Origin of the sequence: Candidatus Pseudomonas auctus, assembly GCF_048654275.1 — a bacterium.
Taxonomy (GTDB): Bacteria; Pseudomonadota; Gammaproteobacteria; order Pseudomonadales; family Pseudomonadaceae; genus Aquipseudomonas; species Aquipseudomonas pharyngis.
In genome coordinates this window covers 1-13,227 of record NZ_JBJYZK010000021.1, presented here as the reverse complement: position 1 = coordinate 13,227, position 13,227 = coordinate 1, and the positions used below count along the sequence as shown (strand labels likewise).

Genomic DNA, 13,227 nt, shown 5'->3' with positions numbered 1-13,227 from the left:
GCCGTCTGCGTTCACAGTCGACCGGGCCGCGCGTTATAGTCGGGCATCCGATTATTTCGCCCCCGCCCTGCCCGTTCAGGTCGGCGTTACCGTTCGAGGATTAGCAGATGAAGTTCGAAGGCACCCAGGCCTACGTCGCCACCGATGACCTGAAGCTGGCGGTCAACGCCGCCATCACCCTGGAGCGGCCGCTGCTGGTCAAGGGCGAACCGGGCACCGGCAAGACCATGCTCGCCGAGCAACTGGCCGAATCGTTCGGCGCCAAGCTGATCACCTGGCACATCAAGTCCACCACCAAGGCCCATCAGGGCCTGTACGAGTACGATGCGGTCAGCCGTCTGCGCGACTCGCAACTGGGCAATGAAAAAGTCCACGACGTACGCAACTACCTGAAGAAGGGCAAGCTCTGGGAAGCGTTCGAGTCCGAAGAGCGGGTCATTCTGCTGATCGACGAAATCGACAAGGCCGACATCGAGTTCCCCAACGACCTGCTGCAAGAACTCGACAAGATGGAGTTCTACGTTTACGAGATCGACGAGACCATCAAGGCCAAGAAACGTCCGATCATCATCATTACTTCCAACAACGAGAAAGAGCTGCCGGACGCCTTCCTGCGCCGCTGCTTCTTCCACTACATCGCCTTTCCCGACCGCACCACCCTGCAGAAGATCGTCGATGTTCACTACCCGGACATCAAGAAAGACCTGGTCAGCGAAGCGCTGGACGTGTTCTTCGACGTGCGCAAGGTGCCGGGCCTGAAGAAGAAGCCTTCGACCTCCGAACTGGTGGACTGGCTGAAACTGCTGATGGCCGACAACATCGGCGAAGCGGTGCTGCGCGAACGCGATCCGACCAAAGCCATCCCGCCGCTGGCCGGTGCGCTGGTGAAGAACGAACAGGACGTGCAACTGCTGGAACGTCTGGCGTTCATGAGCCGTCGCGGCACCCGCTAAGAGGCTGATGCCATGTTGCTCAACCTGTTCAATGAAATGCGTGCAGCCAAGGTGCCGGTGTCGGTGCGCGAGCTGCTCGACCTGATCAACGCACTGAAACAGCGCGTGACCTTCGCCGACATGGACGAGTTCTACTACTTGTCGCGGGCGATTCTGGTGAAGGACGAACGGCATTTCGACAAGTTCGACCGTGCGTTCGGCGCCTACTTCAATGGCCTGGAAAAGCTCGACGATCACTTGCAGGCGCTGATCCCCGAAGACTGGCTGCGCAAGGAATTCGAGCGTTCGCTGAGCGACGAGGAACGTGCGCAGATCCAGTCTCTCGGCGGCCTGGACAAGCTGATTGAAGAGTTCAAGAAACGCCTGGAAGAACAGAAGGAACGCCACGCCGGCGGCAACAAATGGATCGGCACCGGCGGCACCAGCCCGTTCGGCTCCGGCGGTTTCAACCCGGAAGGCATCCGGGTCGGCGATGCTGGCAAGCGCCAAGGCAAAGCGGTGAAAGTCTGGGATCAGCGCGAGTACAAGAACCTCGACGATTCCGTGGAACTGGGCACCCGCAACATCAAGGTCGCCCTGCGCCGCCTGCGCAAATTCGCTCGTCAGGGCGCGGCGGAAGAGCTGGATATCGACGGCACCATCGACCACACCGCCAAGGACGCCGGCCTGCTGAACATCCAGATGCGCCCGGAACGGCGCAACACGGTGAAGCTGTTGCTGCTGTTCGACATCGGCGGCTCGATGGACGCCCACGTGAAGATCTGCGAGGAACTGTTCTCGGCCTGCAAGACCGAGTTCAAGCATCTGGAGTACTTCTACTTCCACAACTTCATTTATGAATCGGTGTGGAAGAACAACATGCGCCGCACCTCCGAGCGCACCTCGACCCAGGACCTGCTGCACAAGTACGGCGCCGACTACAAAGTGATCTTCATCGGTGACGCCGCAATGGCACCTTATGAAATCACCCAGGCCGGCGGCAGCGTCGAGCACTGGAACGAAGAGCCGGGTTACGTGTGGATGCAGCGCTTCATGGAGAAGTACAAGAAGCTCATCTGGATCAATCCGTACCCGAAAGATACGTGGGGTTACACCTCGTCGACCAACATCGTGCGGGATCTGATCGAGGATCAGATGTATCCGTTGACGTTGCGCGGGCTGGAAGAAGGGATGCGGTTTCTGTCCAAGTAATCCGCAATGGCTCCCCCGCCAGCGGCGGGGGAAACAATCAAAAGCGCTTCAGATATTCGACATGCTCCCGGTGTGCAACTTCTTGTACCACCGGGCGCAATCTGACCTTCGCCCCCGGCAGACACTGTGCCAGTCGAGCCAGCGCCAACGGCGTCAACGCGCCCAATCGCGGATAGCCGCCAATGGTCTGCCGATCATTGAGCAACACGATTGGCTGCCCGTCTGGCGGCACCTGCACCGCACCCAGCGGAATGCCCTCGGAAATCATCGGTTTGCCCTGATACTGCAACGCCGTCCCCAGCAAGCGAATGCCCATTCGGTCGGCGCGACTGTCCAGCGTCCAGGCACGGTTGAAGGCATCGAACAGGCTCTGCCCGCTGAACTGACCGATCTGCGCGCCCAGCACCAGATCGAGCGGTGCGTCGAGGCGCAGGTCCGGTCGATGCTCCGCCGGAACCTCACGCACTAACAGGGTTTCACCCTGATAACTCAGCGATGCGCCCTTGGCCAGCGGTAATCCAAAACCATCAAGACCGCCAAGCTCCTCACGCACCACCGTGGCACTGCTGCCCAGCACTTTCGGCGCACTGAAACCGCCGGGCGCCGCCAGATAGGCCCGCGCGCCCAGCAACGGCTGAGTGAACTTCAAGGTCTGCCCTTTGCGCAGTTTGAAACTGCGCCACGGCGCCAACCCCTCACCGTCGATCTGCGCGCCAAGATCCGCGCCAGCCATTGCCAGCAGACAATCCTCTTGCGCCACCACCGTAAACCCGCCGAGGGTGATTTCGATCACCGGCAAGTCCAGGCCATTGCCCAGCAGCCAGTTGGCCCAGGCCATCGACCGCCAGTCCGCCGCGCCGCCCTGAGTCACGCCCAGATGGCGCACGCCAAACCGCCCGGCATCCTGCAACAGGCACAGCGGCGTACTCGCTTCAATCGTCAGTCGGCTCATGCCAGGGCCTCCAGAGGCGTGTCGTCACCGCCGAGGCGGATGAATTCGGCATGACTCACCGCTTCGAAACGCACGGTATCGCCGGGCTGCATGAGGCTGTAGCCATCGCGTTCACGGTCGAACAGTTTTGCCGATGTGCGACCGATCAGATTCCAGCCACCGGGAGACACCACCGGATACGCGGCCGTCTGCCGCTCGGCGATGCCGACGCTGCCGGCGGCGACTTTCTTGCGCGGGGTATTCAGACGTGGTGCTGCCAGAATTTCTTCCACCAGCCCCATGAACGCGAAACCCGGCGCAAAGCCTAGGGCGAACACCTGATATTCACGAGCACTGTGACGGCGGATCACTTCTTCCACCGCCAAACCGCTGCGTTGTGACAGCAGACTCAATTCCGGTCCGACGCTCAGGTCGTACCACACCGGTAGCACATGACACTGGCCGCCGGTGCGCGCGTTCGGCGACAGGTCGATCAGCGCTTCGGCGATCAACTCCCGCGCCTGATTCGGGCTCAACGCGGTCAGATCGTAATGCACCATCAACGTGGTGTACGACGGCACCAGATCGATCAAATGCTCGCCGAACACCGCGCGCAGCCGCTCACTGGCGGCGAGCATCCACGGCATGTTGGCTTCGGCGATTTCATCGAACAGGCGCAGCATCAGGCAATCCAGTGCCACCACTTCCACTCGCGGATTCATGGCGCGCTCTGCTCGTTCAAAGCCTGACGAATGCGCTGCACGGCCGCCACAGAACTGGCGTTGTCGCCATGTACGCACAGCGTGTTGGCTTGCAGGTGCAGCGCGCTGCCGTCGCTGGCGGTGAGGTTGTCACCACGGGCGATGGTCAGCGCCTGCCCGATAATGGTTTCGGAATCGTGATGCACCGCGCCCGGCAGTTGTCGCGAAACCAGTCGGCCGGCGCTGTCGTAGGCGCGGTCGGCGAAGGCTTCGAACCACAGGCTCACGCCGTATTCGTCGCCGAGTTGCTGGGCTGCCGTGTTGTCGCGGGTGGCCATCAGCATCAGCGGCAAGCTGCGGTCATAAGCCGCGACGGCTTGTATCACCGCTCGCAACTGCGCCGGGTTGGCCATCATGTCGTTGTACATCGCGCCGTGGGGTTTGACGTAACTGACTTTGCCACCCTGGGCACGGCAAATACCGTCGAGGGCACCGATCTGGTAATGCAGGATGTCTTGCAGCTCCTGAGCGGTATAGGCCATGGAACGCCGGCCGAATCCCACCAGATCCTGATAGGCCGGATGCGCACCGATCTGCACGCCGTGGCTCAGGGCCAGGCTGACGGTCTTGCGCATGATGCTCGGGTCGCCGGCGTGGAAACCGCAGGCAATGTTGGCGCAGTCGATGAAGGGCATGACTTCCGCATCCAGACCCATGGTCCAGCTGCCGAAGCTCTCGCCGATGTCACAGTTCAATAGCAGGCGGCTCACGGTGAACACTCCTGTAGTTCTTTTCTTTTTTTGCTGTGGGACAGGCAGTGTCCCGCAGGTTATCAGTTACTGCGCGTCCAGTTGTTTGCCACGGGTTTCCGGCAGGCTCAATGCCGCGAGGATCACCACGCCATAGGACACTGCCGCAAAGGCACCGATGCCTACACTCAGCGGCACTTTCTGGCTGAGCAACCCGATCAACAGCGGGAACAACGCCGCCAGTGCCCGGCCGATGTTGTAGCAGAAGCCCTGCCCCGAGCCGCGAATCCGGGTCGGGAACAGTTCGGTTAGAAACGCTCCCATGCCACTGAAAATCCCCGAGGCAAAAAAGCCCAGCGGAAAGCCCAACCACAGCATCACGCCATTGCTGACCGGTAATTGGGTGTAGAGCAGAACGATGGTGAACGAGCCGACCGCGAACAGGATGAAGTTCTTCTTGCGGCCCAACAGGTCGGTCAAATAGGCGCTGATCACATAACCGACGTAGGAACCGATGATCACCATCGCCAGATAACCGCCGGTGCCGAGTACGCTCAAGCCGCGTTCGTTCTTCAGAAAAGTCGGCAGCCAGGAGGTGATCGCGTAATAACCGCCGAGGGCGCCGGTGGTCAGCAATGAGGCGCGAATCGTGGTGAAGAGCATGCCGGGGGCGAAGATCTCGTAGAACTTCGACGGGCTGTCCGGCGTTTGCTTGGCCTTGGATTCGCGATAGATCTCCGGATCTTTCACCAGACGCCGGACAAAAATCACGAACACTGCCGGCACGATGCCGAGGATGAACAGTGCGCGCCAGGCATCTTCCGGTGGCAGTACCGAGAACAGCAGCGCGTACAGAATCGCCGTCAGCCCCCAACCCAGCGCCCAGCCGGATTGCACCATGCCCACCGCTTTGCCGCGATCCTTGGCGCGGATCACTTCACCGATCAGCACTGCGCCAGCCGTCCACTCGCCGCCGAAACCGAAGCCCATCAGTGTGCGGGCGATCAGCAGCTGTTCGTAGTTTTGAGCGAAGCCGCAGAGGAAAGTGAAGAAGGCAAACCACAGCACCGTCAGTTGCAGGGTGCGCACGCGGCCGATGCGGTCGGAGAGAATCCCCGCCACCCAGCCGCCGATGGCCGAAGCGATCAGGGTACTGGTGTGAATCAGCCCGGCCTCGCCAGTGGTGATGCCCCACATCGCGATCAGGGTCGGCACCACGAAGCTGAGCATCTGGGTGTCCATGCCGTCCAGACCGTAGCCGATCTTGCAGCTCCAGAAGGTCCGGCGCTCCTGCTGATTGATGTTGCGATACCAGTCGAACGGGCCGGGACGGGCCGCAGTCTTGGGGAGGTCGAGGGTGTCGGGCGCACTCATGGCATGTCTCCGCAGGCTTTTATTGGTCTTGTTCGAAGCTCCGACGACGCCTATCGTGGGAACCGGATGCGTCGATTCTTGGGTGCGTCACCCGGTCGCGTCCAACGAATAAAAACCCGCCCAAGACATAAGAAAAATTTGTTGCCATGAACCTGAAGTTTCTCGAAACCTTCGTCTGGGTCGCCCGGCTGAAAAGTTTTCGCCTGACCGCCGACAAGCTGTTCACCACCCAGGCCTCGATCTCCAGCCGGATCGCGGTGCTCGAAGGCGAGCTGGGGGTGAAGCTGTTCCTGCGTGACTCACGCGGCGTTAGTCTGACGCCCGAAGGTTTGAAAGTGCTGGATTATGCCGAGCAGATGCTCGACACGATGCAGGCGCTGAAGCAGTCGATCGAGACCCGATCGAGCAAGGTCGGCCGGGTACGTATCGGCGTGATGGACACGGTGATCCACACCTGGCTCAGCCCGCTGGTGGCGCAGATGACCGATCTGTACCCTCGGGTGGAAATCGAGCTGGTGGCGGATACCTCGCTGAACCTCTGCGATCAGCTGCAAAAAGGCTTTCTCGATTTGATCCTGCAAACCGATCTGGTACGTCAGGAAAGCGTGCGCAGCCTCGAACTGGCCAGCCACCCCATCGGCTGGATCGTCGCCAGCCATTCAATCTACAACCGCGACTACCAAAACCTCGCCGACCTGGCGCAGGAACGGATCATCACCTACTCGAAAAACTCCCGGCCGCATCAGGACATCCTGGCGCTGATGCAGGCCCAGGGCGTGCTGGCGCCACGCTTGAACTGTGTGAATTCAGTGTCGGCGATCACCCGTCTGTTGCGCGACGGATTCGGTATTGGCGCGTTGCCGCCGGTACTGGTGGCCGAGGAACTGGCGCGAGGGGAATTGACCCTGCTTGACATCGAACAGCGTCCGCCGAACCTGCAGGTGGTGGTGTCGTGGCGGGTCGGTGTGGAATGGGTCGAGGAGATTGTGACGTTGTGTCAGCAGGTGCTGGAGGAATATGCGCGCAAGGTAGGTACGGATTACATCGTTCTAAGTTGATCGTTCCCACTGCGTGGGAACGATCCATCGAAGCTTACAGCCCGCGCACATCCCGGTCTTCGATCGGCCGGCTCTGGCGCAGGCGCTTGCCGCCCAGCACCACCCAGTCGATCAGACGGAACAGGCATTCAAGGCCGAACGACAGCAACATCGCGCCGCTCATGCCCCAGATCATCGCTTCCGGCGTCAGCAGGATCTGGTAGCTGTAGCCATTCCAGGTTTCCTTGCGGATGTCCGGGTCGGCGGCCAGCACCACTTGCAGGAAGCGGATGTACCACGGGCCCTGCATCGCCTGGAATTGCTTGTCCAGCACCAGCTGACGGTTGAGCAAGGTGCTCAGGCTGTCGGCATCGCTGCGAAACACCGGATCTTCGCTGGCTCGATAGTGGGCGACCAGCGCCTGGATATCACCCTTGAAAAACTGCTCGGCGGTGCCCTGGAAGCCGCGCAGACCAGTCTGCGCCTCGATCAGGTGCGCTTCGACCCGCTTTGCGTAATCGTTGATGAAGCCCGGCACCTGGACACCGATCAACAGGCCCGCCGCAAACAACACCAGCCGTAGATAACTGAGCAACATGGGGGTGCAATCCTTATTCGGTCGTGCCCTGGCTGACGCATTCGCCGCGTCGCCACAGGCTCCATTGGCCCGGTTCGTAGCGGGTCCAGGTTTCGTTTTCGGTCAAGGGTTCGGTGGCAATCACCGTGACCACGTCGTTGGGCGTGGTTTCGGCCTGGAAGTCGACAATCACATCGACATCCTTGAGCCGCGCCGGGCCAAACGGTGCGCGTCGGGTGATCTGCGCCAGTTTGGTCGAGCAATAGCAGAACAGCCAGTCGCCGTCGCTGAGCAGGCAGTTGAACACGCCTTTGCTGCGATATTCGGCGCAGGCCGCGACCAGATCCGGCAGCAGCACTTCTATATCGACCGGTTCCGGAAACGCTGCACGTACCCGGTTGAGCAAATCGCAGAACGCCGCTTCGCTGTCGGTATCGCCGACCGGGCGGTAGAAACTCTTGATCGGGGTGAAATCGGCGAGCTGGCCGTTGTGCGCGAAGCACCAGTTGCGCCCCCACAGTTCGCGGACGAACGGGTGGGTGTTGGACAGACAGACCTTGCCGACGTTGGCCTGACGGATATGCCCGATGACCACTTCGCTCTTGATCGGATAACGCTGCACCAGATTGGCCACTTCCGACTCGCTGCTGGCCGCCGGATCCTGGAACAGGCGCAACCCGCGCCCTTCGTAGAAGGCAATGCCCCAACCGTCGCGGTGCGGGCCGGTGCGGCCGCCGCGCTGCATCAGCCCGGTGAAGCTGAACACGATGTCGGTCGGCACGTTGGCACTCATGCCCAGTAATTCACACATGTGCGGACTCTCGTGATTACAGACGCGGCTCGACCCGCATGCGCTGCGGATTGCTCGGCACCGGCGGGCGACCGTAGCGGTCATCGCCGGCACCGCCGAACGGTTGATCGGCGTCACGCTCGTCATCGGCACGGGCCGCTGCGCGGGCGGCTTCAGCCTGCTCCCGGCGGGCCTTGGAGGCGCGTTCGATCGGCAGGCGGATCAGCACGAAAATCAGGTACAGGCCGAATGCGATCATGGCGTACATGAGCAGTTCGGAAATGGCGCGCCAGGCGTTGTTGCCGACCTTGAACGCCAGATCCAGCGCCGTGATGGCGATGGCCGGGGCGAATTTTTCCTTCACCGGGTCAATGATGGTCGGGCTGAACAGCAACACCGCCATCAACACACGCAGCGGCTCGCGCAGCCAGCGCCACATCCAGCGGGTCATGCGCATCCACACCAGCAGGCAGCCCACGGCGGCAAAGGCGTAAAGGCCCCAGGCGATCAGATAGTCGTTCTCGGTCATGGTGTCCATGGCAAGGCAGGCAAAGAGGCGCTTATAGTAACGACTTTTCGCACGTCAGGCTTCCCCGCCGTCCGTGCGGCCCTTATTTGTCATGTCCGAGAGCTTTCCATGCCCGTATCCGCCAACGTCAGCAGCGCCCCGATTGCCCACAAGGCCGCCGGTCACGACCCGTACGCCTGGCTGCAGGAACGCGACACCGACGCGGTGCTCGACTACCTCAAGGCTGAAAACGACTACCAGCAGGCACAGACCGCCGATCAGGCCGAGCTGCGCGAAACCCTGTTCGAGGAGATCAAGGGCCGGATCCTCGAAACCGATCTGTCCCTCCCCTCGCCATGGGGCCCGTACCTGTATTACACCCGCACCACAGCGGGTGACGAATACGCCCGTCACTACCGCTGCCCGCGTCCGGCCGACGACAGCCTGACCCTCGATGAAAGCCGCGAACAATTGCTGCTCGATCCGAACGCCCTGGCCAACGGCGGCTTTTTCTCCCTCGGCGCGTTCAGCATCAGCCCGGATCACCAGCGTCTGGCCTACAGCGTCGATGCCTCGGGTGACGAGATTTACACGCTGTTCGTGAAGGAATTGTCCAGCGAGCGTGTCAGCGAACTGGAATTCCAGGACTGCGACGGCAGCATGACCTGGGCCAACGACAGCCTGACCCTGTTCTTCGGCGTGCTCGACGACACCCATCGCCCGCACAAGCTGTTCCGCTATCGCCTGGATGGCACGGCCGCCGAAGAGGTGTTCCACGAACCGGACGGGCGTTTTTTCCTGCATTGCTACCGCGCCAGCTCCGAGCAACAACTGCTGTTGTCGTTGGGCAGCAAGACCACCAGCGAAGTCTGGGCGCTGGACGCCAATCAGCCGCAGCAGCCATTCACTTGTCTGGCGCCACGGGTCGAGGATCACGAATACGACGTCGATCACGGTAAGCTCGACGGCGAGTGGACCTGGTTCATCCGCACCAACCGCGACGGCATCAACTTCGCCCTGTATCAGGCGCCGGACACCGGCATCGCACCGAGCGAAGCCGACTGGCAGAACCTGATTCCGCACAGCGATTCGGTGATGCTCGATGGCGTGACACTCAATGCCGAAGCCCTGACCCTGAGCCTGCGCGAAGGTGGTCTGCCGATCATCGAAGTTCGCCCACACGGTCTGGCGCCTTATCGCGTGCAATTACCGGATGCGGCCTACAGCCTCTATGTGCAAAACAGCTTGGAATTCGAAAGCGACCGCATTCGCCTGCGCTATGAAGCGCTGAACCGTCCGGCTCAGGTTCGGCAATTGATCCTCGCCACCGGCGAACAGACTGTGCTCAAGGAAACCCCGGTGCTCGGCCCGTTCGACGCCGACGCCTACGTCAGCCAGCGCCTGTGGGCGACCGCGCCGGACGGCACCCAGGTGCCGATCAGCCTGGTGATGAAACGGGAAATGGTCGGCAAACCCGTGCCGTTGTATCTGTACGGTTACGGCGCCTACGGTTCAAGCCTCGATCCGTGGTTCTCCCACGCCCGCCTCAGCCTGCTGGATCGCGGCATGGCGTTCGCCATCGCCCACGTGCGCGGTGGCGGTGAACTGGGCGAAGCCTGGTACCGCGCCGGCAAGCAGGAACACAAGCACAACACCTTCAGCGACTTCATTGCCTGCGCCGAATTCCTGATCCTCAACGGCATCACCACCGCGCCACAACTGGCAATCAGCGGTGGCAGCGCCGGTGGCCTGCTGATCGGCGCGGTGCTCAATCAGCGTCCGGACCTGTTCGGTGTGGCGATTGCCGAAGTGCCGTTCGTCGACGTGCTCAACACCATGCTCGACCCGGACCTGCCGCTGACCGTCACTGAATACGACGAGTGGGGCAATCCCGAAGAGCCGGAGGTCTACGAGCGGATCAAGGCCTATGCGCCGTACGAAAACGTCACTGCACAGGCGTATCCCGCAACACTGGTGATCGCCGGCTATAACGACAGCCGCGTGCAGTATTGGGAAGCGGCCAAGTGGGTGGCGAAGTTGCGTGCGACCAAGACCGATGACAATCCATTGCTGCTCAAGACCGAACTGGGCGCCGGCCACGGTGGCATGAGCGGGCGTTATCAGGGATTACGTGACGTAGCGCTCGAATATGCATTTGTTTTCAAGGTTCTGGGCATTGCCTGAGGAACTCCGCCGGTCAGACAGGTCTTAATTCCGGGCACCGGGAGCCGATAAGCAGATCGGCCCCCGGTGGCGAGCCTGCCACCCGACACAAAAAAAAGACCGCACGACATGTCAGAACCCACCCTACTGAACAACGAAATCCGCGACTGGCTGATGGACTGCGGCCTGTTCGATCAATTGCAACTGGCGGATTTCGCCGCCGCTTCGGGTTACTTCAGCATCAGCACCGTGGCTGAAGGCGAAGCGATCTTTCGCGAAGGCGATGCCGGCAGTTTCATGTGCATCATCCACACCGGCCAAGTGGCCGTGCAGAAAACCGGTGGCGACGGCCAGGTCGTGACCATGGCCACCCTGCGCAGCGGTCGGGCGTTCGGTGAAATGGCCGTGCTCGACGGCGAACGCCGTTCAGCGACTTGCGTGGCGGCGAGCAACTGTCAGTTGCTCAACCTCGGCAAGGATTCGCTGGAAAAAATGCTCAACGACGCACCGAAGATCGCCGCCAAGATCATCCGCGCCCTCGCCGTCTCCCTCTCCAAACGCCTGCGCATGGCCGACGGCCAGCTCGCCGCCCAGCAGATCTAGCCCCCCGGGGATTTGGGTTTACTGTCGTTCTGTTCCAGGCCCGGCAATGGCTGATCCTTGGTCGGCGGGCTGGGCATTTCGATCGGCACCAGCGGCGGGCCGCCACTGCCGGGGCCGGCCTTGGGAATCGGCACCGGGCTGATCTGCGGATACGGGGTTGGCGTCGCGGTGCCGGGCGCGCCCGGTTGCGGTGTGGGGCTGACGGGAATCGTCTGTTGCGCCTGTCCGGCAGTTATCGAGAGCGCGGCCAGGGTAATGACCGTTAGAATGGTGCGCTTCATCAAGGGCTCCGTTGGCCTGAAGTCTGCCTTCAGGCTACTCCCAACGCGCCGGCTTGCCTTCCCCCCTGTAGAGATTTCCATGAAACGTTTCGTTCTGCTCGACACCACGCCGATCCCTGACAACGGCGGCGCCCTGTGCCTGTTCGAGTATGGCGAGGACTTCGTCATCAAGATCCAGGGCGGCGACGGCGGCCAATTGATGAACACCCGCATGCACGGCTCCGAAGACGCGCTGGCCGAGATCCCGTGCCGCAAGGTCGCCGGCCGGCCGAACTCGCGGGTGCTGATCGGCGGTCTGGGCATGGGCTTCACCCTTGCCTCCGCGCTCAAGCATCTGGGCAAGAGCGCCGAAGTGGTGGTCGCCGAGCTGGTGCCCGGCGTGGTCGAGTGGAACCGCGGCCCGCTCGGTGAAAAGTCCGGGCGTCCGCTACTCGACCCGCGCACGGTGATTCGTCAGGAAGACGTGGCCAAGGTGCTGCAAAGCGAGCCGAACGGCTTCGACGCGATCATGCTCGACGTCGACAACGGCCCCGAAGGCCTGACCCAGAAGGCCAACAGCTGGCTGTATTCCGCCGCAGGCCTGGCCGCGTGCGCCAAGGCGATGCGGCCCAAAGGCGTGCTGGCGGTGTGGTCGGCCAGCGCCGACCGGCAGTTTTCCGACAAATTGAAGAAGGCCGGTTTCAAGGCCGAGGAAGTCCAGGTCTTCGCCCACGGCAACAAGGGCACCCGTCACACGATCTGGATTGCCGAGAAGCTCAAGGGCTGAGCTAAACTTGCCTCATAACCGTCATTAGTCTTCTGCAAAGGTGAACCCATGAGTTCGTCCACCCCGACCAACACTTCGAAGCTGGATCGCATCCTCGCCGACAACCAGCGCGACAAGGAAATGGGCTACCGCGACAAGGCCCTGAAGATGTACCCGCACGTTTGCGGCCGCTGCGCTCGTGAGTTTTCCGGCAAGCGCCTGAGCGAGCTGACCGTGCATCACCGCGACCACAACCACGACAACAACCCGCAGGACGGTTCCAACTGGGAGCTGCTGTGCCTGTACTGCCACGACAACGAACACTCGCGCTACACCGACCAGCAGTACTTCGGCGAAGGCTCGCTGAGCACGCCGAAAATCGCCAAGGCCACGCATAACCCGTTTGCGGCACTGGCCGGTCTCATGAAAAAAGAAGACTGAAGATCTTCATTGGCCACACCGGCCTCTTCGTCGGATCGCCGCCCGGACCAAGCCCGCTCCCACAGGTTTCTCTGGTGTACTTAGCATTTGTGAACGATCGAGATCACTGTGGGAGATTCTATGTTGCAGGGGAACCCTGCAACCTTAAATTGGGTTGGTATTCGCTCTGATTTTTCATGAGGG

Annotated in this window: 15 protein-coding genes; 7 read left to right on the top strand and 8 right to left on the bottom strand. The window is 61.6% G+C overall.

The features are described from left to right. Positions 1-107 precede the first annotated feature (107 nt). Positions 108-953, top strand: a complete 846-nt coding sequence (locus ACKUG4_RS27000) for an AAA family ATPase (RefSeq protein ID WP_007911294.1) — start codon at positions 108-110, stop codon at positions 951-953. A gap of 12 nt (positions 954-965) precedes the next feature. After that, positions 966-2,144 (top strand): vWA domain-containing protein, encoded by a 1,179-nt coding sequence (locus ACKUG4_RS26995; protein ID WP_016771218.1) that lies wholly within the window; start codon positions 966-968, stop codon positions 2,142-2,144. A 37-nt stretch (positions 2,145-2,181) separates the two neighbouring features. Here ACKUG4_RS26995 and ACKUG4_RS26990 read toward each other — a convergent pair whose 3' ends face one another. The 4 genes from ACKUG4_RS26990 to ACKUG4_RS26975 form a co-directional block, all read right to left on the bottom strand. Beyond that, complete coding sequence (locus tag ACKUG4_RS26990; RefSeq protein WP_445435195.1) at positions 2,182-3,096, bottom strand: 5-oxoprolinase subunit C family protein; 915 nt, start codon at positions 3,094-3,096, stop codon at positions 2,182-2,184. Beyond that, entirely contained in the window at positions 3,093-3,797 is a 705-nt protein-coding gene (locus ACKUG4_RS26985; protein WP_445435194.1) for a 5-oxoprolinase subunit B family protein, read from the bottom strand. Before ACKUG4_RS26985 ends, ACKUG4_RS26990 begins: the two co-directional genes overlap by 4 nt. Then, a complete protein-coding gene (locus ACKUG4_RS26980) occupies positions 3,794-4,546 on the bottom strand; it encodes a 5-oxoprolinase subunit PxpA (RefSeq protein WP_236189590.1) in 753 nt (250 codons plus the stop codon). The genes ACKUG4_RS26985 and ACKUG4_RS26980 overlap by 4 nt, the downstream gene beginning before the upstream one ends. Positions 4,547-4,612: 66 nt before the next feature. Beyond that, complete coding sequence (locus tag ACKUG4_RS26975; protein ID WP_445435193.1) at positions 4,613-5,899, bottom strand: MFS transporter; 1,287 nt, start codon at positions 5,897-5,899, stop codon at positions 4,613-4,615. 146 nt (positions 5,900-6,045) lie between these two features. Between ACKUG4_RS26975 and ACKUG4_RS26970 the strand changes: the two genes are divergently transcribed. Beyond that, a complete protein-coding gene (locus tag ACKUG4_RS26970; protein ID WP_163974239.1) occupies positions 6,046-6,957 on the top strand; it encodes a LysR family transcriptional regulator in 912 nt (303 codons plus the stop codon). Positions 6,958-6,991: 34 nt separating this feature from the next. Here ACKUG4_RS26970 and ACKUG4_RS26965 read toward each other — a convergent pair whose 3' ends face one another. Genes ACKUG4_RS26965 through ACKUG4_RS26955 form a run of 3 tightly spaced genes read right to left on the bottom strand, consistent with a single transcriptional unit; the run spans position 6,992 to position 8,841 of the window. Beyond that, positions 6,992-7,534 (bottom strand): DUF2937 family protein, encoded by a 543-nt coding sequence (locus ACKUG4_RS26965; RefSeq protein ID WP_445435192.1) that lies wholly within the window; start codon positions 7,532-7,534, stop codon positions 6,992-6,994. A 13-nt stretch (positions 7,535-7,547) separates the two neighbouring features. Next, positions 7,548-8,324, bottom strand: a complete 777-nt coding sequence (locus ACKUG4_RS26960) for a class II glutamine amidotransferase (protein WP_025110635.1) — start codon at positions 8,322-8,324, stop codon at positions 7,548-7,550. 16 nt (positions 8,325-8,340) lie between these two features. Continuing rightward, positions 8,341-8,841, bottom strand: a complete 501-nt coding sequence (locus ACKUG4_RS26955) for a hypothetical protein (RefSeq protein WP_039772625.1) — start codon at positions 8,839-8,841, stop codon at positions 8,341-8,343. Positions 8,842-8,940: 99 nt separating this feature from the next. On the opposite strand from ACKUG4_RS26955, the gene ACKUG4_RS26950 reads away from it, so the two are divergent. Both ACKUG4_RS26950 and ACKUG4_RS26945 read left to right on the top strand, forming a co-directional pair. After that, on the top strand, positions 8,941-10,995 hold the full coding sequence (locus ACKUG4_RS26950) for a S9 family peptidase (protein ID WP_445435191.1): 2,055 nt from the start codon (positions 8,941-8,943) through the stop codon (positions 10,993-10,995). Between the two features lie 108 nt (positions 10,996-11,103). Next, on the top strand, positions 11,104-11,577 hold the full coding sequence (locus tag ACKUG4_RS26945) for a cyclic nucleotide-binding domain-containing protein (RefSeq protein ID WP_007956482.1): 474 nt from the start codon (positions 11,104-11,106) through the stop codon (positions 11,575-11,577). Here ACKUG4_RS26945 and ACKUG4_RS26940 read toward each other — a convergent pair. Further along, entirely contained in the window at positions 11,574-11,858 is a 285-nt protein-coding gene (locus ACKUG4_RS26940) for a hypothetical protein (protein ID WP_445435190.1), read from the bottom strand. The genes ACKUG4_RS26945 and ACKUG4_RS26940 overlap by 4 nt on opposite strands. Positions 11,859-11,937: 79 nt before the next feature. On the opposite strand from ACKUG4_RS26940, the gene ACKUG4_RS26935 reads away from it, so the two are divergent. Together ACKUG4_RS26935 and ACKUG4_RS26930 are read left to right on the top strand one after the other, a co-directional pair. Continuing rightward, positions 11,938-12,624, top strand: coding sequence for a spermine/spermidine synthase domain-containing protein (locus tag ACKUG4_RS26935; protein WP_011332930.1), 687 nt, complete (start codon positions 11,938-11,940; stop codon positions 12,622-12,624). A gap of 48 nt (positions 12,625-12,672) precedes the next feature. Beyond that, a complete protein-coding gene (locus ACKUG4_RS26930) occupies positions 12,673-13,044 on the top strand; it encodes a YajD family HNH nuclease (protein ID WP_007944009.1) in 372 nt (123 codons plus the stop codon). Positions 13,045-13,227 lie beyond the last annotated feature (183 nt).

Excerpts from the sequence above, each read along its gene's own strand:
- ACKUG4_RS26970 (WP_163974239.1), top strand. The coding sequence starts at position 6,046 with ATGAACCTGAAGTTTCTCGAAACCTTCGTCTGGGTCGCCCGGCTGAAA.
- ACKUG4_RS26955 (WP_039772625.1), bottom strand. The coding sequence starts at position 8,841 with ATGGACACCATGACCGAGAACGACTATCTGATCGCCTGGGGCCTTTAC.
- ACKUG4_RS26950 (WP_445435191.1), top strand. The coding sequence starts at position 8,941 with ATGCCCGTATCCGCCAACGTCAGCAGCGCCCCGATTGCCCACAAGGCC.
- ACKUG4_RS26995 (WP_016771218.1), top strand. The coding sequence starts at position 966 with ATGTTGCTCAACCTGTTCAATGAAATGCGTGCAGCCAAGGTGCCGGTG.
- ACKUG4_RS26960 (WP_025110635.1), bottom strand. The coding sequence starts at position 8,324 with ATGTGTGAATTACTGGGCATGAGTGCCAACGTGCCGACCGACATCGTG.
- ACKUG4_RS26975 (WP_445435193.1), bottom strand. The coding sequence starts at position 5,899 with ATGAGTGCGCCCGACACCCTCGACCTCCCCAAGACTGCGGCCCGTCCC.
- ACKUG4_RS27000 (WP_007911294.1), top strand. The coding sequence starts at position 108 with ATGAAGTTCGAAGGCACCCAGGCCTACGTCGCCACCGATGACCTGAAG.
- ACKUG4_RS26940 (WP_445435190.1), bottom strand. The coding sequence starts at position 11,858 with ATGAAGCGCACCATTCTAACGGTCATTACCCTGGCCGCGCTCTCGATA.
- ACKUG4_RS26990 (WP_445435195.1), bottom strand. The coding sequence starts at position 3,096 with ATGAGCCGACTGACGATTGAAGCGAGTACGCCGCTGTGCCTGTTGCAG.
- ACKUG4_RS26985 (WP_445435194.1), bottom strand. The coding sequence starts at position 3,797 with ATGAATCCGCGAGTGGAAGTGGTGGCACTGGATTGCCTGATGCTGCGC.
- ACKUG4_RS26945 (WP_007956482.1), top strand. The coding sequence starts at position 11,104 with ATGTCAGAACCCACCCTACTGAACAACGAAATCCGCGACTGGCTGATG.
- ACKUG4_RS26965 (WP_445435192.1), bottom strand. The coding sequence starts at position 7,534 with ATGTTGCTCAGTTATCTACGGCTGGTGTTGTTTGCGGCGGGCCTGTTG.
- ACKUG4_RS26935 (WP_011332930.1), top strand. The coding sequence starts at position 11,938 with ATGAAACGTTTCGTTCTGCTCGACACCACGCCGATCCCTGACAACGGC.
- ACKUG4_RS26930 (WP_007944009.1), top strand. The coding sequence starts at position 12,673 with ATGAGTTCGTCCACCCCGACCAACACTTCGAAGCTGGATCGCATCCTC.